General features: G+C 67.4%; 25 protein-coding genes. 13 read left to right on the top strand and 12 right to left on the bottom strand.

Annotation, left to right across the window (positions count from 1 at the left end; all coding sequences use genetic code 11):
- Positions 1-2: 2 nt before the first annotated feature.
- Genes paaD through IB278_RS06530 form a run of 7 tightly spaced genes read right to left on the bottom strand, consistent with a single transcriptional unit; the run spans position 3 to position 5,242 of the window.
- Entirely contained in the window at positions 3-533 is a 531-nt protein-coding gene (gene paaD / locus IB278_RS06560; protein WP_192323015.1) for a 1,2-phenylacetyl-CoA epoxidase subunit PaaD, read from the bottom strand.
- Positions 530-1,309, bottom strand: coding sequence for a 1,2-phenylacetyl-CoA epoxidase subunit PaaC (gene paaC / locus IB278_RS06555; RefSeq protein WP_145741173.1), 780 nt, complete (start codon positions 1,307-1,309; stop codon positions 530-532). Before paaC ends, paaD begins: the two co-directional genes overlap by 4 nt.
- Before the next feature lie 10 nt (positions 1,310-1,319).
- Complete coding sequence (gene paaB, locus IB278_RS06550) at positions 1,320-1,616, bottom strand: 1,2-phenylacetyl-CoA epoxidase subunit PaaB (protein ID WP_025569821.1); 297 nt, start codon at positions 1,614-1,616, stop codon at positions 1,320-1,322.
- Positions 1,613-2,623: a 1,2-phenylacetyl-CoA epoxidase subunit PaaA gene (gene paaA / locus IB278_RS06545; RefSeq protein ID WP_192323014.1), complete on the bottom strand. Its 1,011-nt coding sequence runs from the start codon at positions 2,621-2,623 to the stop codon at positions 1,613-1,615. The genes paaB and paaA overlap by 4 nt, the downstream gene beginning before the upstream one ends.
- A gap of 37 nt (positions 2,624-2,660) precedes the next feature.
- Positions 2,661-3,977 (bottom strand): phenylacetate--CoA ligase PaaK, encoded by a 1,317-nt coding sequence (paaK, locus tag IB278_RS06540; RefSeq protein WP_192323013.1) that lies wholly within the window; start codon positions 3,975-3,977, stop codon positions 2,661-2,663.
- 14 nt (positions 3,978-3,991) lie between these two features.
- Positions 3,992-4,435, bottom strand: a complete 444-nt coding sequence (paaI, locus tag IB278_RS06535) for a hydroxyphenylacetyl-CoA thioesterase PaaI (protein WP_145741179.1) — start codon at positions 4,433-4,435, stop codon at positions 3,992-3,994.
- A gap of 3 nt (positions 4,436-4,438) precedes the next feature.
- Complete coding sequence (locus IB278_RS06530; RefSeq protein ID WP_192323012.1) at positions 4,439-5,242, bottom strand: enoyl-CoA hydratase-related protein; 804 nt, start codon at positions 5,240-5,242, stop codon at positions 4,439-4,441.
- A gap of 152 nt (positions 5,243-5,394) precedes the next feature.
- On the opposite strand from IB278_RS06530, the gene IB278_RS06525 reads away from it, so the two are divergent.
- Positions 5,395-5,997, top strand: coding sequence for a phenylacetic acid degradation protein PaaY (locus tag IB278_RS06525; RefSeq protein ID WP_145741183.1), 603 nt, complete (start codon positions 5,395-5,397; stop codon positions 5,995-5,997).
- Positions 5,998-6,056: 59 nt separating this feature from the next.
- Positions 6,057-6,698 (top strand): TetR/AcrR family transcriptional regulator, encoded by a 642-nt coding sequence (locus IB278_RS06520; RefSeq protein WP_025569679.1) that lies wholly within the window; start codon positions 6,057-6,059, stop codon positions 6,696-6,698.
- On the opposite strand, the gene IB278_RS06515 is transcribed toward IB278_RS06520, so the two are convergent.
- From IB278_RS06515 to IB278_RS06500, 4 genes are all read right to left on the bottom strand, one after another.
- Positions 6,682-7,719 (bottom strand): VWA domain-containing protein, encoded by a 1,038-nt coding sequence (locus tag IB278_RS06515; protein WP_025569678.1) that lies wholly within the window; start codon positions 7,717-7,719, stop codon positions 6,682-6,684. The two genes, IB278_RS06520 and IB278_RS06515, sit on opposite strands and share 17 nt — an antisense overlap.
- Positions 7,716-8,705: a DUF58 domain-containing protein gene (locus IB278_RS06510; RefSeq protein WP_145741185.1), complete on the bottom strand. Its 990-nt coding sequence runs from the start codon at positions 8,703-8,705 to the stop codon at positions 7,716-7,718. The genes IB278_RS06515 and IB278_RS06510 overlap by 4 nt, the downstream gene beginning before the upstream one ends.
- Positions 8,706-8,814: 109 nt before the next feature.
- Positions 8,815-9,828, bottom strand: coding sequence for an AAA family ATPase (locus IB278_RS06505; RefSeq protein WP_025569675.1), 1,014 nt, complete (start codon positions 9,826-9,828; stop codon positions 8,815-8,817).
- A 48-nt stretch (positions 9,829-9,876) separates the two neighbouring features.
- Positions 9,877-10,869 carry a S1C family serine protease gene (locus IB278_RS06500; RefSeq protein WP_145741189.1) on the bottom strand — a complete coding sequence of 331 codons (993 nt, stop codon included), beginning with the start codon at positions 10,867-10,869 and terminating at the stop codon, positions 9,877-9,879.
- Between the two features lie 91 nt (positions 10,870-10,960).
- Between IB278_RS06500 and IB278_RS06495 the strand changes: the two genes are divergently transcribed.
- The 7 genes from IB278_RS06495 to IB278_RS06465 all read left to right on the top strand — a co-directional run bounded on the left by IB278_RS06495 (position 10,961) and on the right by IB278_RS06465 (position 17,676).
- Positions 10,961-11,821, top strand: a complete 861-nt coding sequence (locus IB278_RS06495; protein WP_145741191.1) for a TatD family hydrolase — start codon at positions 10,961-10,963, stop codon at positions 11,819-11,821.
- Positions 11,822-11,954: 133 nt separating this feature from the next.
- The gene (locus tag IB278_RS06490; protein WP_145741193.1) at positions 11,955-12,368 is read left to right on the top strand and encodes a hypothetical protein; all 414 of its coding nucleotides are present in this window, start codon (positions 11,955-11,957) and stop codon (positions 12,366-12,368) included.
- A 78-nt stretch (positions 12,369-12,446) separates the two neighbouring features.
- Positions 12,447-12,974, top strand: coding sequence for a DNA-deoxyinosine glycosylase (locus IB278_RS06485; RefSeq protein ID WP_192323011.1), 528 nt, complete (start codon positions 12,447-12,449; stop codon positions 12,972-12,974).
- A complete protein-coding gene (locus IB278_RS06480) occupies positions 12,974-13,756 on the top strand; it encodes a spermidine synthase (protein ID WP_145741197.1) in 783 nt (260 codons plus the stop codon). Before IB278_RS06485 ends, IB278_RS06480 begins: the two co-directional genes overlap by 1 nt.
- Positions 13,753-15,540: a GspE/PulE family protein gene (locus IB278_RS06475; protein ID WP_145741198.1), complete on the top strand. Its 1,788-nt coding sequence runs from the start codon at positions 13,753-13,755 to the stop codon at positions 15,538-15,540. Before IB278_RS06480 ends, IB278_RS06475 begins: the two co-directional genes overlap by 4 nt.
- 117 nt (positions 15,541-15,657) lie before the next feature.
- Positions 15,658-16,146 carry a tripartite tricarboxylate transporter TctB family protein gene (locus IB278_RS06470; RefSeq protein ID WP_145741200.1) on the top strand — a complete coding sequence of 163 codons (489 nt, stop codon included), beginning with the start codon at positions 15,658-15,660 and terminating at the stop codon, positions 16,144-16,146.
- Positions 16,147-16,161: 15 nt separating this feature from the next.
- The gene (locus IB278_RS06465; RefSeq protein ID WP_145741202.1) at positions 16,162-17,676 is read left to right on the top strand and encodes a tripartite tricarboxylate transporter permease; all 1,515 of its coding nucleotides are present in this window, start codon (positions 16,162-16,164) and stop codon (positions 17,674-17,676) included.
- A 51-nt stretch (positions 17,677-17,727) separates the two neighbouring features.
- Here the strand turns inward: IB278_RS06465 and IB278_RS06460 are convergent, their stop codons facing one another.
- Positions 17,728-18,657 (bottom strand): LysR family transcriptional regulator, encoded by a 930-nt coding sequence (locus tag IB278_RS06460; protein ID WP_145741204.1) that lies wholly within the window; start codon positions 18,655-18,657, stop codon positions 17,728-17,730.
- A gap of 97 nt (positions 18,658-18,754) precedes the next feature.
- Between IB278_RS06460 and IB278_RS06455 the strand changes: the two genes are divergently transcribed.
- The 4 genes from IB278_RS06455 to IB278_RS06440 are packed head-to-tail and all read left to right on the top strand — an operon-like array spanning position 18,755 to position 23,149.
- Positions 18,755-19,729, top strand: coding sequence for a Bug family tripartite tricarboxylate transporter substrate binding protein (locus IB278_RS06455; protein WP_192323010.1), 975 nt, complete (start codon positions 18,755-18,757; stop codon positions 19,727-19,729).
- Between the two features lie 13 nt (positions 19,730-19,742).
- Positions 19,743-21,356, top strand: a complete 1,614-nt coding sequence (locus IB278_RS06450; protein ID WP_145741208.1) for a gamma-glutamyltransferase family protein — start codon at positions 19,743-19,745, stop codon at positions 21,354-21,356.
- 21 nt (positions 21,357-21,377) lie between these two features.
- The gene (locus tag IB278_RS06445; RefSeq protein ID WP_192323009.1) at positions 21,378-22,328 is read left to right on the top strand and encodes a DMT family transporter; all 951 of its coding nucleotides are present in this window, start codon (positions 21,378-21,380) and stop codon (positions 22,326-22,328) included.
- A gap of 26 nt (positions 22,329-22,354) precedes the next feature.
- Positions 22,355-23,149, top strand: coding sequence for an SDR family oxidoreductase (locus IB278_RS06440; protein WP_192323008.1), 795 nt, complete (start codon positions 22,355-22,357; stop codon positions 23,147-23,149).
- Positions 23,150-23,154 lie beyond the last annotated feature (5 nt).

The raw sequence follows: 23,154 nt of genomic DNA, 5'->3' as shown, positions 1-23,154 counted from the left end.
GCTCAGATCGGCTTGAAGTGTTCGAAGGGTTCGCGGCAGGCGAGGCAGCGGTAGAGCGCCTTGCATGCGGTGGAGCCGAAGGCGGAGAGGCGCTCGGTGCGCTCGCTCGCGCAGCGCGGGCAGGCAATGCGTTCGCCGCCGGCGATGCGGCCGAAGAGGCGGATGGGCACGGCGGTGCCGGCGGCCGCTTCGGGCGTGAGGTGGGCCGGCGGCGCGATGCCATAGGCCTTGAGCTTGGCGCGGCCTTCCTCGCTGATCCAGTCGCTGCTCCAGGCGGGCGCGCGCCGCAAGGTGGCGCGTGCGCGGCCGAGGCCTGCCTTTTCGATGGCGGCCAGCACGTCGTGCTCGATGGCTTCGGTCGCGGGGCAGCCCGAGTAGGTCGGCGTGAGCACGATCTCCAGCCCGTCGCCGTGTTCGATCACCTCGCGCACGATGCCCAGGTCGCAGACCGACACGGCCGGCACCTCGGGGTCGAGGACGGTGTGCAGCACGGCCCAGGCCGCGTCGACGCGCGATGCGAGGGCGGTGTTCACCACACGCCTCCGGGATAGCTGCGCTGGAGATACTGCATCTCGGCCAGGATGTAGCCCATGTGCTCGCTGTGCACGCCCTGCTTGCCGGTGCTGCGGAAGGCAGTCTCCTGCGGCATCGCGAGCCCGGCGGCGTCGAGCACCTGCTGCATCTCGGCAAGCCACGGTTCGCGCAGCTCGCTCCATGCGGGGCCGAGGCCGCTCGCGCTGGCCTGCGCATCGACCGCATCGCTCTCGAACAGCTCGGGCATGTAGAGCCAGAGCTGCCTCAGCGCCTTTTCCGTGCGGCGGCGAGATTCATCGGTGCCGTCGCCGAGCCGCACGACCCAGTCACCCGAATGCTGCTGGTGGTAGCGCGCTTCCTTCACGGCCTTGCCGGCGATGGCGGCCACTTCGGCATCGCACGACGCGGCGAGGCGCTGCCACAGCAGCTTGAGCAGCGTGGCGACCATCGTGTTGCGCACCACCGCAAAGGCGAAGTCGCCGCGCGGCAGCTCGACCATCGTGAGGTTGAAGTAGTCGCGTTCGTCGCGCAGGTAGGCGAGCTGGTCTTCGTCGTGCTCATGGCCGGCGCCTTCGAGCTTGCCGGCGTGCGTGAGCAGTGCGCGCGCCTGGCCCACGAGGTCGAGCGCGATGTTGGCCATCGCGATGTCTTCTTCCAGCACGGGCGCATGGCCGCACCATTCGCCGAGGCGCTGCGCCAGAACGAGGCAGGTGTCGCCGATGCGCAGCAGGTATTGCACGGCAGGCGTGCGGTTCAGTTCGATCGATGCTTGCATGGCGCGCCGCTCACATGTGGTCCACGGACTTGGGCAACTTGTAGAAGGTGGGATGCCGGTACACCTTGTCTTCCGCGGGATCGAAGAACATGTCCTTGTCCCCCGGGTCGCTGGCCACGATCTGGTCCGAGCGCACCACCCAGATGCTGCTGCCTTCCTGGCGGCGCGTGTAGACGTCGCGCGCCATCTGGATCGCCATCTTCGGGTCGGCGGCGTGCAGGCTGCCGCAATGCTTGTGGTCGAGACCGGCCTTGCTGCGCACGAACACTTCCCACAGGGGCCACTCTTGCTTCTGTTCGACGGTCATGCCGCCTCCTTCATAGGTTGTTTGTTGGCGTGGGCCAGCGCGGCTTCGCGCACCCATGCGCCGTCTTCCCAGGCGTCGACGCGGGCCTGCAGCCGCTCGCGGTTGCAGGGGCCGTCGCCGCCGATCACGCGCCAGAACTCGCTCCAGTCGATGGCGCCGAAGTCGTGCGCCTGGCGCTCCTCGTTCCACTTCAGGTCGGGATCGGGCAGGGTCACGCCGAGGATGCGCGCCTGCTCGACCGTGGCGTCGATGAACTTCTGGCGCAGCTCGTCGTTGCTGAAGCGCTTGATGCCCCAGCGCATCGATTGCGCGCTGTTGGGGGATTGGTCGTCCGGCGGGCCGAACATCATGACCGAGGGCCACCACCAGCGGTTGACCGCGTCCTGCACCATCGCCTTCTGCGCCTCGGTGCCGTGGGTCATCATGGTCAGCAGCGCTTCGTAGCCCTGGCGCTGGTGGAAGCTTTCCTCGCGGCAGATGCGGATCATGGCGCGCGCGTAGGGCGCATACGAGCAGCGGCAGATCGGCACCTGGTTCATGATGGCCGCGCCGTCCACCAGCCAGCCGATGGTGCCCATGTCGGCCCAGGTGAGCGTCGGGTAGTTGAAGATCGAGCTGTACTTGGCGCGGCCGCTGTGCAGCGCATCGAACATCTGGTCGCGCGAGGTGCCCAGCGTTTCGGCGGCGGCATACAGGTAGAGGCCGTGGCCGCCTTCGTCCTGCACCTTGGCCAGCAGGATGGCCTTGCGCTTGAGCGTGGGCGCGCGGCCGATCCAGTTTCCTTCGGGCAGCATGCCGACGATCTCCGAATGCGCATGCTGGCTGATCTGGCGCACCAGCGTCTTGCGGTAGTGCTCGGGCATCCAGTCCTTCGCCTCGATGAAGTCGCCAGCGTCGATGTGCGCGTCGAAGCGCTCCTCGAGCCGCATCTCCTCGGCGGAGCGCACGGCCTTCTGCTTGCCGTCGCCTGCATCCTTGCCCGCGGTGTCCATGGCCTGGGTGTACATGTGGGTGTCCTTCGCAAAAGGGGTTGAAACGCCGCGCTCAGCGCGGGCGCGTGTCGATCACGCGCCGGGCCTTGCCGGTCTGCGTGCGTTCGATGGAATCGGGGTCGAACACGCGCACCGTGGTCGAGATGCCGACCAGCGTCTTCACGCGGTCCTGCACCCAGGCCGCGATGGCCCTGCGCTCGGCCTCGTCGATGCCGGCGTGGCGGTGCTCGAGCTCACAATGCACCTCGACCTCGTCGAGCAGGCCCTCGCGGCGCACGTGCACCTGGTAGAGGCCCGAGAGCCGCTCGTGCGCGAGCACGATCTCTTCCACCTGCGTGGGAAAGACGTTGACGCCGCGGATGATCATCATGTCGTCGCTGCGCCCGACGATCTTGCCCATGCGGCGGAACGAACGCGAGGTGGGCGGCAGCAGGCGCGTGAGGTCGCGCGTGCGGTAGCGCACGATCGGCATGGCTTCCTTGCTGAGCGAGGTGAAGACCAGTTCGCCTTCCTCGCCGTCGGCCTTCGGCTCGCCGGTGTCGGGGTCGATGATCTCGGGGTAGAAGTGGTCTTCCCAGATCACGGGGCCGTCCTTGCTCTCGACGCATTCGCTGGCCACGCCCGGGCCCATCACCTCGGACAGGCCGTAGATGTCGACCGCATCGAGGCCGGCCTTGCCTTCGATGTCGCGGCGCATGGCCTCGGTCCACGGCTCGGCGCCGAAGATGCCGATCCTGAGCGAGCTGTCCTTTGCATCGAGGCCCATTCGCTCGAACTGCTCGATGATCACCTGCATGTAGCTGGGCGTGACCATGATGATGTCGGGCTTGAAGTCCTGGATCAGCTGCACCTGCTTCTCGGTCTGGCCGCCCGACATCGGGATGACGGTGCAGCCCGCGCGCTCGGCGCCGTAGTGCGCGCCGAGGCCGCCCGTGAACAGGCCGTAGCCGTAAGACACGTGGACCATGTCGCCGGCGCGCCCCCCCGCCGCGCGGATGGAACGCGCGACCAGGCCGGCCCAGGTGTCGATGTCCTTGAGCGTGTAGCCCACCACGGTCGGCTTGCCGGTGGTGCCCGACGAGGCGTGGATGCGCGCCACCTGCGTGCGCGGCACGGCGAACATGCCGAAGGGGTAGTTGTCGCGCAGGTCGGCCTTCACCGTGAACGGAAACTTCGACAGGTCGGCGAGCGACTTCAGGTCATCGGGGTGCACGCCCTTGGCATCGAAGGCCTTGCGGTAGTGCGGCACGTTGTCGTACGCCCGCTGCAGCGTGGCGCGCAGGCGCTGGATCTGCAGCGCGGTGATCTCGTCGCGGCTCGCGGTTTCGATGGGCTCGAGCTCGCCGGGGGCAGGGTGTCTGGCTGTCATGGGCTTGTGTCTCCTCAGGCGGCAACGGCGGGGCGGCCCTTGGCGGTGTATGAACGGCCGCGGAAGATGGCGACGCGCTCGCCGCGCTGGTTGGTGATTTCGGTGTCGTACACGCCGGTGCGGCCGGCCTTCGACACTTCGAAGCAGCGCGCGGTAAGCACGTCGCCTTCACGCGCCGGTGCGATGAAGTCGATGGAAAAGCCCGAGGCCACGGTCAGCTCGTTGTACGAGTTGCAGGCGAAGGCAAAGGTGGAATCGGCCAGCGTGGCCATGAAGCCGCCGTGGCAGATGGCGTGGCCGTTGAGCATGTCGGTGCGCACGCGCATTTCGAGCGTGGCCTGGCCGGGGCCGACCTCGACGATGCGCATGCCCAGGCCCTTGCTGGCGTTGTCGTTCGCGAACATGCCGTCGCGGACGTGCTCGGCGGTTTGCTGGGGGGTGCGGGTCGTGTCTGCCATGGTCTAGCGGTCCTTGAATTGCGGCGCGCGCTTGGCGCGGAAGGCTTCGACACCTTCGCGGTAATCGCCGGCATTGCCCATCTCTCGCTGGATGCGTGCTTCTTCGGCCAGTGCCGTTTCCAGGTCCATGCCCTGCGCTGCGGCCATGGCCTGGCGCGTGGCGACCAGGGCACGGGTGGGCATGGCGGCCAGCTTCGAGGCGAGCGCGGCGGCCGTCTCGGGCAGCGCCGCGTCGTCCACGCACTGCCAGATCAGTCCGATGCGCGCGGCTTCCTCGGCCGGCAGCTTGTCGCCCAGCATCGCCATGCCCAGCGCGCGTGCCGAGCCCACGAGCCGCGGCAGCAGCCAGGTGCCGCCGGTGTCAGGCACCAGGCCGATCTTGGCGAAGGCCTGGATGAAGCTGGCCGAACGCGCCGCCACGACGAGGTCGCAGCACAGTGCGATGTTGGCGCCCGCGCCGGCGGCCACGCCATTGACGGCGGCAACCACGGGCACCGGCATCGAGCGCAGCCGCGCGACGAGCGGGGCGTACCAGGTGGTGATGACCCGGCCCAGGTCCTTGGGTGCGGCGCCGGGCGAAAGGTCGGGGGCCACCGCCGGATCGGCCAGGTCCTGCCCGGCGCAGAAGGCGCGCCCCGCACCCGTGAGCACCACGCAGCGCACCTCCGGGTCGTCGGCTGCGAGGTCCAGCGCCGCCATCAGTTCGCCGTGCATTTCGGTCGTGAAGCTGTTGAGCGCCGCGGGCCGGTTGAGGCTCAGCGTGCGAACCGCACCGGCATTGCTGGTGAGAACTAAAGGTTCTGGCATCGGGCTTGTCTCTCTTGTCTGTGGGAATCGAATCGGCGTGCAAACACTATTGACCGACCGTCCGGTAGATTTTAAGATCGAGCCCGATGCCAGCACAAGCGGATGGATTCAGGGCAAACCCTGAGCCCGCCACAACAAAGGAGACCGATCGAATGCCCAGCTACGCCATCGACGGCGTGATTCCCGTCGTCGACCCGACGGCCTACGTGCACCCCAGCGCCGTGCTGATAGGCGACGTGATCGTCGGCCCCGGCTGCTACGTCGGCCCCTGCGCCAGCCTGCGCGGCGATTTCGGCCGCATCGTGCTGCAGGAAGGCTCCAACGTGCAGGACCATTGCTGCATCCACGGCTTTCCCGACCAGGACACGGTGGTCGAGGTCAACGGCCACATCGGCCACGGCGCGATCCTGCACAGCTGCATCGTGCGGCGCGATGCGCTGGTGGGCATGAATGCGGTGGTGATGGACGAGGCCGAGATCGGCGAGCAGGCCATCGTCGCGGCCTGCGCCTTCGTGCCGGCCGGCATGAAGGTGCCGGCGCGCTCGCTGGTGGCGGGCATTCCGGCCAAGGTGAAGAAGATGCTGAGCGAGGAAGAAATCGCCTGGAAGCTCGAAGGCACGCAGACCTACCAGGCGCTCACCGTGCGCAGCCTGGCCAGCCTGCGCGAGGTCGCGCCGCTGCAGCAGATGGAGCCCGGCCGCCCGCGGCTGCCCGCTTCCGAGGTGCGTTCGCTGATCGCGACGAGGCGCGGCTAGCTTCGTGCAAGATCACGGCCTGTCCGCAAGCACTGCAATCAAGGAAGAAAGAAGACCCGATGCCGCGTGGAAGATCCGCCACCTATGACGACCAGCGCGAGTTCATCCTGGCGCAGGCCGCCCAGCTGTTCGCGCGCCGCGGCTATCCCGCCACTTCGATGAACCAGGTGGCCGAGGCCTGCAATCTCTCGAAGGCCACGCTCTACCACTACTACAAGGACAAGAGCAGCCTCTTGATCAGCATTGCCGAGACGCACGTGTCCAAGCTCGCGGCGCTGGTGGCCGAGGAAGAGGCGTCGACGCACACCGACGAGGAGCGCCTGCGCCGCTTCATCTACCGCATCGTCGAGGAATACGCCGGCGCGCAGGACGCGCACCGCGTGCTGACCGACGACGTGCGCTTTCTGGAAGAAGAAGACCGCGAGCGCGTGCTGAACCAGGAGCGCGAGGTGGTGGCGGGCTTTGCACGTGCCGTGTCGGCATTGCGGCCGGGCGCGCCGAGCGACGACCTCGCCAAGCCGCTGACCATGCTGCTGTTCGGCATGATCAACTGGATGTTTACCTGGATGAAGCCCGGCGGCCGGCTCGACCATGCGTCCATTGCGCCGATCGTGGCCGACCTGTTCCTGGGCGGCATCGGGGCGGTGAAGTCGCCGCCTGCCGTTTCACGGCCCGGCGCTTCCGTCAAAGAATCCGGTTGAACCAGAGCAGCGACAGCCCCGCCGACAGCAGCGTGAGGATGGCCGCGCCGAGTGCAAAGAGCGCCGAGATCTCGGTTTCCTTCTTCTCGACCGTGAGCCGCGAGCTCAGCGTTTCGTAGACCTTCTTCAGGTCGGCGGCGGTTCCGGCGTAGAAGTATTCGGCCTGGGTCTTGTTGGCCACGGCCTTGAGCGTTTCCTCGTCGAGCCGCACGCGCATCGACCAGCCTTCGAAGCCGATGGTCTCGCCGTCGACCGTGCCCACGCCCACCGTGTAGATGCGCACGCCGCGATCCGCCGCGGCCTTGGCGGCATCGAGCGGATCGACGCCCGTGGTGCGCTGCCCGTCGGTCAGCATGATGATGGCGGCGGAGGTGTAGGAGCCCGGCGCCACCGGGGTGAACTCCTTGGCCTGCTTTTCCGCCTGGTCGATCGGCGTGCCGCGCTGGCGGCTGGGCGCGCTGAACTGGGAGACGTCGATGCCCGCGTCGGGGAACAGGGTGGCGAGCGACACCACGATCGCGTTGCCCGTGGCGGTGGCGCGCTGCAACTGGAAGCTGTCGATCGCGGTGATCAGGTCGTCATGATTGGTGGTGGGCAGCTGCGCCACCTGCGCGCTGCCCGCGAAGGCCACGATGCCCACCTTGACGTGGCGCGGCAGATCCTTGATGAAGCTCTTGGCCGCTTCCTGCGCCGCGACCAGCCGGTTGGGCAGCACGTCGGCCGCGCGCATGCTGCCCGACACGTCCATCGCCAGGATGATGGTCTGCTGATTGGACGGCAGCATCACCACCGCCATCGGCCGCGCGGCGGCCACCAGCATGGCGGCCATGGCCAGCAGGAACAGGAAGGGCGGAATGTGCCGGCGCACGCTCTGGCCGGCGCCCATGGCCTCGCGCACGATCGACAGGCTCGCATAGCGCACCGCGAGCTTCTTCTTGCGGCGGATCAGCCAGATGTAGAGCAACACCAGCAGCGGCAAGGCCGCCAGCAACCAGAGGAATTGAGGCCAGAGAAATGTCATGCTGCCACCGCCTTCATGCTGCCCGGGCCGATGCGCATGCGGCGCTTGCGCAGGTCGGCGAAACGAACGATGGCTTCCACCAGGTCGTCGCTGGTCGAAAGCTCGAGTGCGTCGACACCCGCTTTCGCGAGCGCAGCGCGCAGCGTGGCCTCGCGCTCGGCCGCCAGGCGTGCAAAGCGCTTGCGAAAGCCGGCGTCGTGCGTGTCGACCCAGAGCTGCTCGCCGGTTTCCGCGTCGCGCAGCGGCACCAGGCCGAGGTCGGGCAGCTCGAGTTCGAGCGGGTCGAACAGGCGCACGGCAATGACTTCATGCCGCTGCACCAGCTGGCCGAGCGGGCGTTCCCAGCCGGGCTCGCTCAGGAAGTCGGACACCACGAACACGGTGGAGCGGCGCGGCATCAGCATGGCCGCCGATTTCAGCAGGTCGGCCAGGCGCGTCATGCCCTTTTGCGCGGGCGCGGCCTCGGCCTTGCCAGCGCGCCGCTCCATCGCATGCAGCAGGTGCAGCACGTGGCGGCGGCCGCTGCGCGGCGGAATCACCGCTTCGAGGTCGGTGCCGTAGACCAGTGCGCCCACCCGGTTGCCGTGGCGCGTGAGCAGCCGCGCGAGCACGCCGACGAAGCCGGCCGAGATTTCGCGCTTGGCCTTGAGGCCCGAGCCGAAATCGACCGAGCGGCTCAGGTCGAGCACGAACCAGGCCGCCATCTCGCGGTCTTCGGTGAAGACGCGCACATGCGGCGTCTGCAGGCGGGCGGTGACGTTCCAGTCGATGTGGCGCACGTCATCGTGGTGCTGGTATTCGCGCAGGTCGGCCAGATCGAGCCCGGTGCCGCGCATCAGCGTGCGGTAGTCGCCCTGCAGCAGGCCGTCGAGACGGCGGATCACGGTCCATTCGAGCCGGCGCAGCGCGCGTTCGGCCCCACCGGCCTCGGCGATGAGCCGTTCGTCGTTCGCGGCCGCAGGGGCCTTACGCCACCAGCTTTTCATATGGAGCAAGGGAACACCGCGGAACCGGCTTTGCCGGGCCGCTGGTGTTGCCCCCTTGAGGGGGGAGTCGAGCTACACGAAGTGAGCGAGGGACGGGGGTGGGTTTCATTCAGGCCACCAGCTTTTCATGTTCCAGGGGTTTGGGAGGAGCGGGAACGGCCCTCATGATCTTCTCGATCAGGCTGTCGGGTGTGAGGCCTTCGGACAGGCCCTCGTAGGAAAGCGTCACGCGATGGCGCAGCACGTCGGGCACCAGCGCGGTCATGTCCTCGGGCAGGGCATAGCTGCGGCCGCGCAGCAGCGCGAGAGCGCGCGCGCCTTCGGTCAGGCTGATGCTCGCGCGCGGGCTCGCGCCGAAGGTGATGAAGCGGCGCATGTCCTTCAGCCCGTGCTTGTCGGGCGTGCGCGTGGCCGACACCAGCTTGACCGCGTACTGGATGAGCGAAGGGTCGACGTACACGCGCCGCGCCTCGGCCTGCAGGGTGGCGAGCTGCTCGGTGGTTGCCACCGGATTGACCTCGACCGGCGAGCCGATCACGCGCTGGACGATGACGAACTCTTCCTCGTCGCTGGGGTAGTCGACCAGCACCTTCATCATGAAGCGGTCGACCTGCGCCTCGGGCAGCGGATAGGTACCTTCGGTCTCGATCGGGTTCTGCGTGGCCATCACCAGGAAGGGGCGCGGCACCTTGTGCGTCTCGCCGGCAATGGTGACCTGGCGCTCCTGCATCACTTCGAGCAGTGCGCTCTGCACCTTGGCCGGCGCACGGTTGATTTCGTCGGCCAGCAGCAGGTTGGCGAACACCGGGCCGAGCGAGGTGCTGAACTCGCCGGTCTTCTGGTTGTAGATGCGCGTGCCCACCAGGTCGGCCGGCACCAGGTCGGGCGTGAACTGGATGCGCTTGAACTGGCCGCGCACGGTATCGGCCAGCGTCTTGACGGTGAGCGTCTTCGCAAGGCCCGGCACGCCCTCGACCAGCAGGTGCCCGCCCGCGAGCATGGCCACCATCACGCGCTCCAGGAAGCGGTCCTGGCCCACCACCACGCGCTTGACCTCGTAGAGGATCTGCTCCATCAGCTCGGCCGTGGCGGGAGAGGTGGAAAAGGGGTTCTCTGTGCTCATGCGGGGACCTCTTGTTGAACGATCGAAACTGGGCGCGTTCCTGCTGGCCTAGAACGGCGGCGAACCGGCGGCCGAGGCCGCGTTCTCGATGGGCACCGCAAACCCGATGCCGATGAAGGTGCGCTGCTGCGTGGGATTGAGGATGGCGGTGACGATGCCGAGCACCTCGCCGTCCATGTTGATCAGCGGGCCGCCCGAGTTGCCGGGATTGGCCGCCGCGTCGAACTGGATCAGGTTGCCCAGTTCCTGCTTGCCCTCGGGCGAGCGGAACGAGCGCTTCAGGCCCGATACCACGCCGGCCGACACCGAGGGGCCGATGCCGAACGGAAAACCGACCGCGGCCACCTGGTCGCCGGGCTGCAGGTCTGCGGTCGAGCGCATGGCGGCGGGAATCAGGTCGTCGGGGATCTTCTGGGCCTGCAGCACCGCGAGGTCGTTCTCGGGCTGCACGCCGGTGATGGTGGCCACGGCCTCGAGCCCGTCGGAGAAGGTGACCTTGATGGTTTCGGCGCCGGCAACCACGTGCAGGTTGGTGAGGATCACGCCCTTGTCGACGATGACCACCCCGGTGCCCACGCCGCGCTCGACCTCGCCCGGGGGCGCATCGGCTTCGGGCGGCTTGCCCTTGGCCATGTTGCGGCCGCGCTTCTGGATCCTGGCCTCGGGCGTGGCCTTCTCGGGGCCGTAGCCGACCACCCGCACCACCGAGGGCCGCACGATCTCGGCGGCCTTGGCGGCGGGCGAGGGGAGTGTGTGGGTCTGCAGCGTGCGCAGCACGGCCGAATCGATGTCCTTCTGCGTCAACGCCTTGCCCTGCCGGGGCCACCACGTGGCACCACCCGCAACGAGCGCGGTGCACAGCACGAGGAGGAACGCGAAACTGCGCCGGCCCGGCTGCCAGCCGGCCTTGGCGTGCGGCGGGGGTGGCGCGCCGTTGCCCGCTGCGCCCTCGGGCGACGGCACGGCCGCCTCATCGGCCGCGGGATCGGCCGCTTGAGGCAGCGTGCGGGGCGAACGGCTGTAGAAAGCGGGCCTGCGCATCGGGGCACCTCCGGCAAGGGATGACGGGTCAGTAGGGAGTCACAGTAGCACGCTTTCTTCTGCCTTGCATCCCTTCGGGCATCATCTCGCCATGGCTGTTTTTGTCGATACCCACTGCCACCTCGACGCGCCCGAATTCGGTGCGGAAATGCCGCTCATCCGTGCGCGGGCGGCCGAACGCGGCGTCGCGCTGTGCGTGATTCCCGCCGTGGCGGTCTTCAATTTCGCGACCGTGCGCGAACTGGCGCAGGTGCAGGGCGATGCCTATGCGCTCGGAATCCATCCGCTGTGCACCGGCAATGCAGAGGAGGCCGACCTGGAGACACTCGATGCCGAGCTTGCCGCGCGCCGCGGCGATCCACGGCTGGTCGCGGTCGGCGAGATCGGCCTCGACTACTTCGTGGAAGGGCTGGACAGCGACAAGCAACAGCACTTTTTTCACACTCAGTTGCAACTCGCGCGCAACCACGATCTGCCGGTGCTCATCCACGTGCGCCGCTCGGTCGACAAGGTGCTCAAGCACCTGCGGCAGACCGCGGCCGGCCGGCCGTGGCAGGGCATTGCCCATGCGTTCAATGGCAGCGAGCAGCAGGCCAGGGCCTGCATCGAGATCGGCCTGAAGCTGGGCTTTGGCGGTGCCGTGACCTTCGACCGCGCATTGCAGCTGCGGCGGCTGGCGGCCACGCTGCCGCTCGAATCGATGGTGATGGAAACCGATGCGCCGGACATCCAGCCGCACTGGATCTATCGCACGCAGGCGCAGCGTGCGGCCGGTGAATCGCAGGGCCGCAACGAACCCGGCGAACTGCCGCGCATCGCAGAAGTGGTGGCGCAATTGCGCGGCATCGGTATCGATGAACTGGCCGAGGCCACGACTCGGAATGCGCTCAGAGCCCTGCCTCGGCTCGAAAGTCTTCTCCCCTTGTCGGAAGCCCGGCCGCACCGCGCGTAGGCCGATACCCCGTCTTGCGCTTGCGCAAGCGAGGCGCGCATTTTTACTGTCATCCTTGGCGTTCGAACTGGCGTTGCTTGTTCAGTGGCAAGTCTGTCACTCCAACTCTTCATCCAACAAGGAGTCTTTACACATGACCACCTCTTTCATTCGCACCGTGCCCGTCGTGCTCGCCCTCGCGCTCGCCTCCATCGGCGTGTCCGCCGTGGCCCAGACCACTGCGCCGGCCACCGCCACGCCGGCTCCGGCCACCGCGGAACCCAGCACCACCGAAAAGGTGAAGGAAGCCGGCAAGGACGCCGTCGATGCCACCAAGCGCACGACCAAGAAGGCCGTGAACGCCACCGAGCGCGGCACCAAGAAGGCCTGGAACGCGACCAAGCGCACCACCAAGAAAGCCACCAACGCCACCAAGAGCGTGGCCGCCAAGACCGGCGACGCCGTGGAGACCGCCGGCCACAAGACGGCCGACGGCATGCGCAGCGCCGGCAAGGCGATCGGCGAGAAGGTGCCCGGCACCGCCGAGAACGAAGCCGCCAAGAAGTAATCGGAATTCGCTTTCGGAAAAACCCGCTTCGGCGGGTTTTTTCATGGGCGGGCGACAGTGCCAAGATAGAGCCCATCCATGAACCTACCCGCCGCATCCGACACCCGCAGCCCCGTGCTCACGGGCCTGGCCCCCATCGTCTCGCCCGCCACCGTCGTACTGATCCTGGGCAGCTTCCCGGGCGTGCGGTCGCTCGAACTGCAGCAGTACTATGCGCATCCGCAAAATCAGTTCTGGAAAATCTTGCAAGCCGTTTGGCCCCACCATCCGCTCCCCGTGGGCGAAGACAGCTATCCCGGGAAGAAAATGTGGCTGCTCGAGCGCGGCCTGGGCGTATGGGACGTGTATGCGGCCTGCGAGCGCGAGGGCAGCCTCGACTCCGCCATCCGCGCGCCCGTGGCCAATGACATCGCGGGCCTGCACCTGCCCCGGCTGGCGGCCATTGCGCACAACGGCGGCGAGAGCTTCAAGCATGCGCGCCACACGCGCACCCTCGGGGTGCCGGTCTACCAGCTGCCTTCCACCAGCCCCGCCAACGCGTCGTGGAGCTTCGAGCGCAAGCTCGCAGCCTGGCGCGAGGTCTTTGACGCCCACCACCTTCTTTGATGGCCACGAGCAAAACTCCCGTTCTCCCCGAAGTCAACTTTTCCGACTGGGGCGACATCCGCTACCTGCACCTGGGCACCGAATGGGTCCAGGGCTCGATGAAGCTCGACGCGCCGTTCGAGATCGAGCTCGAATACGTGCAGCGCATGATGGCCTGGCTGCTGTTCGCCGACCCGAAGAGCCTGGCCGGCCGCCATGCGATGCAGCTGGGCCTCGGTGCGGCCACGCTCACCAAGTTCTGCCGCAAGACCCTGCGCATGCGCACCACCGCGGTGGAGCTGAATCCGCAGGTGGTGTCGGCCTGTCGCGGCTGGTTCAAGCTGCCGGCCGACGACCCGAAGCTGCGCGTGGTCATTGCCGATGCCGCGCAGGAGATCCGCAAGCCCGAATGGCAGGGCACGGTCGATGCACTGCAGGTCGACCTGTACGACCATGAGGCCGCCGCGCCGGTGCTCGACAGCGAAGACTTCTACGCCGATTGCCGCGCGCTGCTCACCGAGGACGGCTGCATGACGGTCAACCTCTTCGGCCGCTCGTCGAGCTACGAACGCAGCCTCGAGAAGATCGCCGGTGCATTCGGCGCCGACGCGGTCTGGGCCTTCAAGCCGACGCGCGAAGGCAACACGGTGGTGCTGGCGCAGCGAGCACCCAGCCGGCCCAAGCGCGAAGCCCTTGCCGAGCGCGCCCAAACGATCCAGACTCGATGGGGCCTGCCCGCGCCCAAATGGCTGCGCGTGTTCAAACCGCTGAATCCCACCCTCACCCGACCAACCGGCCCATGAGCGCTGTTTCCGCTACCGCATCCCCGGCCGCCCGCCACGAAGGCCCGCTCGACCTGCGTCGCCTGATCGAATGGCTTGCCGCCGACGGCATGATTTCTCCGGTGGAAGCCAAGCGCACGATCGCGCGCTGCGCCCAGGCCGAGAGCCGGCAGGCGCCGCTGGTGCGGCTGGCCAACGTGGCCATGACGCGCGAAAGCGACGGCAAGCCGCTCGATCTCGAAATGCTCACGCAGTGGCTCTCCGGCCGCGCGGGGCTGGCCTACCTGCGCATCGATCCGCTCAAGGTCGACGTGGGCAAAGTCGCCGACACCATGAGCGCGGCCTATGCCGAGCGCCACAAGGTGCTGCCGGTACAGGTGCTGCCCAATGAAGTGGTGGTGGCCACGGCCGAGCCCTTCCTGACCGACTGGATCGCCGAGGTGGAGCGCCAGTCGCGCCGCACGGTGCGCCGCGTGGTGGCCAACCCCACCGACATCCAGCGCTACACGGCCGAGTTCTTCGCGCTCGCCAAGTCGGTGCGCGCCGCGCAGAAAGCCGGCGGCAACACCGGCGGCGCGAGCTTCGAGCAGCTGGTGGAGCTGGGCAAGAGCACCAAGCAGCTCGACGCCAACGACCAGAGCGTGGTGCAGGTGGTCGATTGGCTCTGGCAATACGCCTTCGACCAGCGCGCGAGCGACATCCACCTGGAGCCGCGCCGTGAGCAGGGCGTGATCCGCTTTCGCATCGACGGCATCCTGCATCCGGCCTACCAGATGCCCATGGGCGTGATGAACGCCATGGTGTCGCGCATCAAGCTGCTGGGCCGCATGGACGTGGTCGAGAAGCGCCGTCCGCTCGACGGCCGCATCAAGACGCGCAACATGCGCGGCGACGAAGTCGAAATGCGCCTGTCCACCCTGCCGACCGCCTTCGGCGAGAAGATGGTGATGCGCATCTTCGATCCCGACACCGCGGTGAAGGATCTCGACGCGCTGGGCTTCGCGCAGCACGACGCGCAGCGCTGGGAGCAGCTCGTCACGCGGCCCAACGGCATCATCCTGGTGACCGGGCCCACCGGCTCGGGCAAGACCACCACGCTGTACTCCACGCTCAAGCGCGTGGCCACCGAAGAGGTCAACGTGAGCACGGTCGAAGACCCGATCGAGATGATCGAGCCTTCGTTCAACCAGACGCAGGTGCAGCCGCAACTCGATTTCGGTTTTACCGAAGGCCTGCGCGCGCTGATGCGGCAAGACCCGGACATCATCATGGTCGGCGAGATCCGCGACCTGGCCACGGCCGAGATGGCGGTGCAGGCCGCGCTCACCGGCCACCTGGTGTTCAGCACCCTGCACACCAACGATGCACCGAGCGCCATCACCCGGCTGATGGAGCTCGGCGTGCCTTCCTACCTGATCAACGCCGTGATGCTCGGCGTGCTGGCCCAGCGGCTGGTGCGCACGCTGTGCCCCAACTGCAAGCAGCCCGACGACACGGTCACGCGCGAGAAGCTCGAAACCATCGTCAAACCCTGGCAGATCACCGGTTCGGTGCGCGCCTACAAGCCCGTGGGCTGCGTCGACTGCCGCATGACCGGCTACATGGGCCGCATGGGCCTGTACGAGCTGCTGAGCATCAGCGAAGACTTCAAGGCCCAGGTCACCAAGGAGCCCAACCTGGCCGGGCTGCGCCGGCAGGCCGTGATCGACGGCATGCGCCCGCTGCGCCTGGCCGGGGCGCTGCGCATCGCCGAAGGCGTCACCACCATCGAGGAAGTGCTGAGCGCGACGCCGCCGCTGGAGTGAACGGCAGCGGCGAGGCCCAGGGGTTATCCCTAGGCTTTCGGTTAGTGGAATCCACATCGGGCTGACCGCCAGCTGACTCGACAATCTCGCATCGAAATTTGTTCGAGGAGACTGTTCGTGAAAATCAAGAGTCAGAAAGACTTTTTCTCGGGACTGATGTTTACGGTCGTGGGCGTGGCGTTCGCATGGGGCGCCACCACCTACAGCGTAGGCAGCGGCGCCCGCATGGGGCCGGGTTACTTCCCGTTGATGCTGGGCATCCTGATGGCCGTCATCGGCCTGGGCATCATGTTCAGCGGCCTGACCGTCGAAACCACCGACGGCGAAAAGATCGGCAAGTGGGCCTGGAAGCAGGTCGTGTTCATCCTGGGCGCCAATCTCGCGTTCGGCATCCTGCTGGGCGGCCTGCCGAGCATCGGCGTGCCGGCCATGGGAATGATCATCGCCATCTACGCGCTCGTGATCATCTCGAGCCTGGCGGGCCATGAGTTCAAGCTCCCCAGCGTGCTGATCCTGGCCACCGTGCTGGCCGTCGGCAGCTATGTCGCCTTCATCTGGGCGCTCAAGCTGCAGATCCAGGTCTGGCCGACCTTCATCACCGGTTGAGAAGAAAGCGCGCAAATGGAATTGTTTGAACACCTCTCGATGGGTTTTGGCGTTGCCTTTACCTTCACCAATCTGCTGTACTGCCTGGTCGGCTGCATCCTGGGCACCTTGATCGGCGTGCTGCCGGGCATCGGTCCGGTCGCGACCATCGCGATGCTGCTGCCCGCCACCTACGCACTGCCGCCCGTGTCGGCGCTGATCATGCTGGCCGGCATCTACTACGGCGCGCAGTACGGCGGCTCGACCACCGCCATCCTGGTGAACCTGCCGGGGGAATCCTCCTCCGTGGTGACCGTGATCGACGGCTACCAGATGGCGCGCAAGGGCCGTGCGGGTCCGGCGCTTGCCGCTGCGGGCCTGGGCTCGTTCTTTGCCGGCTGCGTCGGCACGCTGATCCTCGCGGCCTTCGCGCCGCCGCTGACCGAGCTGGCCTTCAAGTTCGGTCCGGCCGAGTATTTCTCGCTGATGATCCTGGGCCTGATCGGCGCCGTGGTGCTGGCCTCGGGCTCGCTGCTCAAGGCCATCGCCATGATCGTGCTGGGCCTCCTGATGGGCCTGGTGGGCACCGACGTGAATTCGGGCGTGGCGCGCTACAGCTTCGACATTCCGGAGCTCACCGACGGCATCGGCTTCGTGGCCATTGCCATGGGCGTGTTCGGCTACGGCGAAATCATTGCCAACCTTTCGCGTCCCGACGACGAGCGCGAAGTGTTCACCGCCAAGGTCTCGGGCCTGTTCCCGACCAAGGAAGACTTCAAGCGCATGATCCCCGCGGTGCTGCGCGGCACGGCGCTGGGTTCGGCGCTCGGCATCCTGCCGGGCGGCGGCGCGCTGCTGGCGGCCTTCGCGGCCTACACCATCGAGAAGAAGACCAAGCTGCAGCCTGGCGAAGTGCCGTTCGGCAAGGGCAACATCCGCGGCGTGGCGGCGCCCGAGTCGGCCAACAATGCCGGCGCGCAGACCTCTTTCATCCCGCTCCTGACGCTGGGCATTCCGCCCAACGCGGTGATGGCGCTGATGGTGGGTGCGATGACCATCCACAACATCCAGCCCGGCCCGCAGGTCATGACCAGCAACCCCGAGCTGTTCTGGGGCCTGATCGCCTCGATGTGGCTGGGCAATGCGATGCTGATCATCCTGAACCTGCCGCTGATCGGCATGTGGATCAAGCTCCTGTCGGTGCCCTACAAGTTCCTGTTCCCGGCGATCGTGCTGTTCTGCGCGATTGGCGTGTACTCGACCAACAACAACACCTTCGACATCTGGATGGTGGGCATCTTCGGCCTGGTGGGCTACACCTTCTTCAAGCTGGGTTGCGAGCCTGCCCCGCTGCTGCTGGGCTTCATCCTCGGGCCGATGATGGAAGAGAACCTGCGGCGCTCGCTGCTGCTGTCGCGCGGCGACTGGAGCGTGTTCGTCACGCGCCCGATTTCCGCCAGCCTGCTGGCCGCCGCGGCGCTGCTGCTGGTGATCGTGCTGCTGCCGGCCGTCAAATCGAAGCGCGAAGAAGCCTTCGTCGAGGTTGACTGAGGGCTCGATTGACAGCGACCCAAGAGGCGCCTTCGGGCGCCTTTTTCTTTTTCAGGGCCTGCTGGCTGCTCTTGGCGGCTTCATGTGCTGGCGCGCCATGGTGAGGAAGGCCATGGCTGCGGGACTGAGCGGATGCTTGGCGAGGCGGATGGCGACGACCGGGTACTCGAGCACCGGGCGCGTGACGGCCACCGCGCGCAGGTTGCCGGGCATCAGCACCTCCACATAGCGCGGCAGGAGCGCCACGCCTGCGCCCGCCTGGATCAGGCCGAAAGCCGTCGACAGCATCGACACGTGGTGGACCACGCGCGGATACACATTGGCCATGCTCGAAAGCTGGCGGCTCACGGCGCGCCACACGTTGGCGTCGGGGTTCACATGGATGAAGGGCAGCGCCTCGAGCTGCCGGGCATCGACCACCACGCGCTGTGCCAGCGGATGGTCGTCGCGCACGAACAGTGCCATGCGCTCGGTGAACAGCGGCTCGGTCGCGAGTTCGGAGTGTTTCTGCCCGATATCGGAACCGAAGCCCAGGTCGGCCTCCTGCGAGAGGATGCGCGAGATCATCTGCTCCGCGGTGCTGTCGAGCAGCGTGGTTGCCAGCGTGGGGTGCTTCTGCGAGAACCGGCCGAGCATCGGTGGCAGCAGGGCGCCCGCCGTGAGGTGGCCCACCGCCAGCACCACGCGTCCTTCGCGCAGCTGCGACTGCGAGCGGCAGGCGTCCACCGATTCATCGATCAGCCGCAACGCGCGCACGGCGGTCTCGACCATCATCTGGCCCGCGCCCGTCAGCTGGATGCGGCGGCCCCGCACCACCAGCGGCTGCCCGAGTTCTTCCTCCATGCGCTTGACCAGGTGGCTGATCGCGGGCTGCGTCAGCTGAAGGGCTTCCGCCGCGAGCGTGAAGCTGCCCGATTCGGCCACCGCCGCCAGCGCGCGCAGCTGCTGCAGGGAGACTTCTTCCGCCGCGTTCCTTGCCATAAACCGAACTCATAGTTGAATAACTCGAATTATCTGGCTTGATGCCGGTGCGCTGCATAGCATGCGAGCTTTTCTCCACCGGGCCAGAATCAGCACCATGAAAAGAATCCAGTTCCTCCAAGCGGCCGCAGCGGCGCTTTGCGTGGCTGCGTCGACGCCCGGCCTGGCCCAGGGCTACCCGAACAAGCCGGTGCGGCTCATCGTGCCGTTCCCGGCGGCCGGCGCGACCGACCTCTTTGCCCGCACGCTCGGGCAGAAGATGGGCGAAAAGCTCGGCACCACGCTGGTCATCGACAACAAGCCGGGCGCAGGCGGCGCCATCGGCTCGGACATGGCCGCGAAGGCGCCGGCCGACGGCTACACGCTGCTGCTGGCCACCACCAGCACCCACTCCATCGGGCCGGCCATCACCAGCAAGCTGCCCTACGACACGGTGCGCGACTTCACGCCCATCGCGCACGTGGGCGATGCGCCGAGCATCATGCTGGTGCCGGTCAATTCGCCCGCGAAGACCGTGCGCGAGTGGATAGCCTACGCACAAAAGAATCCCGGCAAGCTCAACTACGCCTCCAGCGGCAACGGCACCATCGTGCAGCTCACGGCGGAGCTGTTCAAGGCGCAGGCCGGCGTGTTCGTGACGCACATTCCCTACAAGGGCACGGCGCTGGCCATTCCCGACCTGATCAGCGGCAAGGTCGACGTGCTGTTCGACTCGCTGCCCACCGGCATGCCGCATGTGCGCGACGGCCGGTTGCGCGCGCTGGGCGTTACCACGCTGAAGCGCAGCCCGCTCGCGCCCGAGCTGCCGCCGATCGCCGACACGCTGCCGGGCTTCGAGTCGAACACCTGGTTCGGCTTCTACGGCCCCAAGGGCCTGCCGGCGGACATCGTGGCGCGCGTCAACAAGGCCGCGAACGAGGCGCTGGCCGATCCCGAGGTGAAGGAAAAGCTTTCGCGCCTGGGCATCGAGCCTGCTGCTGCCGGAACGCCCGAGCAGTTCGCCAGGATGGTGGCGGCCGACGCCGCCAAGTGGAAAAAGATCGTGGTCGAGCGCAAGATCACCAACGAATGAGCGAGCACATCCCATGAACTTCGACTTCAGCAACCCCTATCTCTCCACCCGCATTCCGATCTTTGCGCGCAACGTGGTGTCCACGTCGCATCCGCTCGCCTCACAGGCGGGGCTGCGCATGCTGCAGCAGGGCGGCAATGCCGTCGATGCGGCCATTGCCACGGCGGCCGTGATGACGCTGGTCGAGCCCGTGAGCAACGGCCTGGGCAGCGACGCCTTCTGCATCCTGTGGGATGGCAAGGAACTGCACGGCCTCAACGCCTCGGGCCGTGCGCCCAAGGCCTGGACGCCCGACTACTTCAAGGCCAAGTACGGCGCCGATGCCGCCACGCCGCCGATGCGCGGCATCGATTCGGTCACCGTGCCGGGCGCGGTGCGAGGCTGGGTGGCGCTGAGCGAGCGCTTCGGCAAGCTGCCTTTTGCCGACCTGCTGGCGCCGGCCATCGACATTGCCGAGCGCGGCTACCTGGTGCCGCCGGTCGTGCAGCAGAAATGGGCCGCCGCGGTGCCGGTGCTGGCCTCGGTGGCGGGCTTCGCGCAGACCTTCATGCCCTGGGGCCGGGCGCCCGAAGTGGGCGAGCTGTTCCGCTTCACGGCCGCCGCGCGCGCGCTCAAGGCCATTGCCCGCACCAAGGGCGAGGCCTACTACAGCGGCGAGATCGCCGAGGCGCTCGCCAGGTTTTCGAAAGAGCAGGGCGGCTCGCTCACGGTGGCCGACCTCTCGGCCTACCAGCCCGAATGGGTCCAGCCGATCTCGCGCGACTACCGCGGCCACACGCTGCACGAGATTCCGCCCAACGGGCAGGGCATTGCGGCGCTGATCGCGCTCGGCATCCTCGAGAAGTTCGACATCGCCTCGCTGCCGGTCGACTCGGTGGCTTCGCAGCACCTGCAGATCGAGGCGATGAAGCTCGCCTTCGCCGACGTCTACCGTTACGTGTCGGAGCCATCGTCGATGACGGTGACACCCGCGCAAATGCTCGATGACTCCTACCTGGCATCGCGTGCGAGACTCATCGACGTGAAAAAGGCACAGGACTTCAAGGCCGGCAACCCCGTCAAGGGCGGCACCATCTACCTCACGGCGGCCGACGAGAGCGGCATGATGGTGAGCTTCATCCAGAGCAACTACATGGGCTTCGGCTCGGGCTGCGTGGAGCCCGAGTTCGGCATCAGCCTGCAGAACCGCGGCCATGGCTTCAGCCTCAAGGCCGAGAGCCCGAACGTCGTGGCGCCGGGCAAGCGGCCGTTCCACACCATCATTCCGGCCTTCCTCACCAAGGACGGCCAGCCGGTGATGAGCTTCGGCGTGATGGGCGGCAACATGCAGCCGCAAGGCCACATGCAGACGCTGGTGCGCATGCTCGACTACAAGCAGAACCCGCAGGCCGCCTGCGATGCGCCGCGCTGGCGCTTCAACGCGGGGCTCGAGATCAACGTCGAGGCCGCGATGAATCCGGCCACGGTTCAGGGCCTGCGCGAGCTCGGCCACCACCTCGACGTGATCGACGACTCCTACCAGGACTTCGGCGCCGGCCAGTTCATCTGGCGCGCAGGCGATCCATCGGTCGAAGGCTACGTGGCCGCCAGCGATCCGCGCCGCGATGGCTTGGCGGCAGGCTTTTGACGGCTACGCGATGATCGGGGAATGACCAAGTCCGCCGTACAGACCGGCATTCCCTCATCTTCCGCAAGCGGCGCAAGGAGCATTGCGCCCGGCCTCATCCTCGCCTCGCTGGGCGCGGTCGCGTTCAGCGGCAAGGCCATCATCGTCAAGCTGGCCTACCGCTACGGCGTGGATGCGATCACGCTGATCATGCTGCGCATGCTGTTTGCGCTGCCGCTCTTTGCGCTGATGGCGTGGTGGGCCGGCCGCGGCAAGCCCGCGCTCACGGGGCGCGACTGGTTCGGCGTGGTGGGGCTCGGCTTCTCGGGCTATTACCTTGCGAGCTTTCTCGACTTTGCGGGGCTTGCCTACATCTCGGCCAGCTTCGAGCGGCTCATCCTTTATCTCAACCCCACGCTGGTGCTGCTGTTCGGCTGGCTTTTGTACCGGCGGCGCGCCACGCGGCCGCAGGTGCTCGGCATGATTGTGAGCTATGCCGGCGTGCTGCTCGTGTTCGGGCATGAGCTTTGGATCGGCGGTGGCGGCAAGGGTGGCGGGGCGGCGGCCTGGGGCACCTTCCTCGTGTTCCTGAGCGCCGTGAGCTATGCGGGCTACCTTGTCTACAGCGGCGAATTCGTCAAGCGCCTGGGCTCGCTGCGGCTCGTGGGGCTGGCCACCACCGTGGCCTGCCTGCTGTGCATCCTGCAGTTCGTGCTGACGCGGCCGATGAGCGCCGCGATGCAGGTGGCGCCCGAGGTCATCTGGCTGTCGGTGCTCAACGCCACGCTGTGCACGGCGGTGCCTGTCCTCATGGTCATGATGGCCATCGAGCGCATCGGCCCGGCCATGGCCGCGCAAACCGGCATGATCGGGCCGCTGTCGACCATCCTCATGGGCGTGGTCATACTCGGCGAGCCGTTCACCGCGTGGATCGCGGCCGGCACGGTGCTCGTGATTGCGGGCATCTTCGTTTTCACACGCATGGGGCGCTAGCGTCCCTGCAGTCAAGGAGCAACAACATGGATTTGGGCATTGCAGGCAAGACCGCGCTGGTGTGCGGCGCGAGCAAGGGACTCGGCTACGGCTGTGCCGAGGCGCTGGTGCGCGAGGGCGTGAACGTGGTCATCGTGGCGCGCGGCGCCGAGGCGCTGGAAGCGGCGGCTGCGAAGCTGGCCGCAGCGGCAGCCGGCTCGCCGGCGCCTTTCGTCAAGCACGTGGCCGCCGACATCACGACGGAGGCCGGCCGCGCCGCGGTGTTCGCACTGGGCCACGACTTCGACATCGTCGTCACCAACGCCGGCGGCCCGCCCCCGGGCGACTTCCGCAGCTGGGACCGCGAGGCCTGGATCAAGGCCGTCGATGCCAACATGCTGACGCCCATCGAGCTCATCAAGGCCACGGTCGACGGCATGGCCAAGCGCGGCTTCGGGCGCATCGTCAACATCACCTCGAGCTCGGTGAAGTCGCCCATCGACATCCTGGGCCTCTCCAACGGTGCGCGCAGCGGCCTCACGGGCTTCGTGGCCGGCGTGGCGCGCACCTCCATCGCCGCGCAGGGCGTGACCATCAACAACCTGCTGCCCGGCTCCTTCGACACCGACCGCCTCAAGGGCACGATGGCAGGCACGGCCCAGAAGACCGGCCAGGACTTCGACACCGTGTGGGAAGCCCGCAAGAAGAACATCCCGGCCAGGCGCTTCGGCACGCCGGCCGAGTTCGGCGCGATCTGCGCCTTTCTCTGCAGCATGCAGGCAGGCTACATGACGGGGCAGAACGTCCTTGCTGACGGCGGCGCCTACCCTGGTACGTACTGAGATCG

It is taken from the genome of Variovorax sp. VRV01, from assembly GCF_014852545.1.
Taxonomy (GTDB): Bacteria; Pseudomonadota; Gammaproteobacteria; order Burkholderiales; family Burkholderiaceae_C; genus Variovorax; species Variovorax beijingensis_A.
The sequence above is the reverse complement of the archived record's forward strand: the minus strand, read 5'-3'. Positions and strand labels throughout refer to the sequence as shown.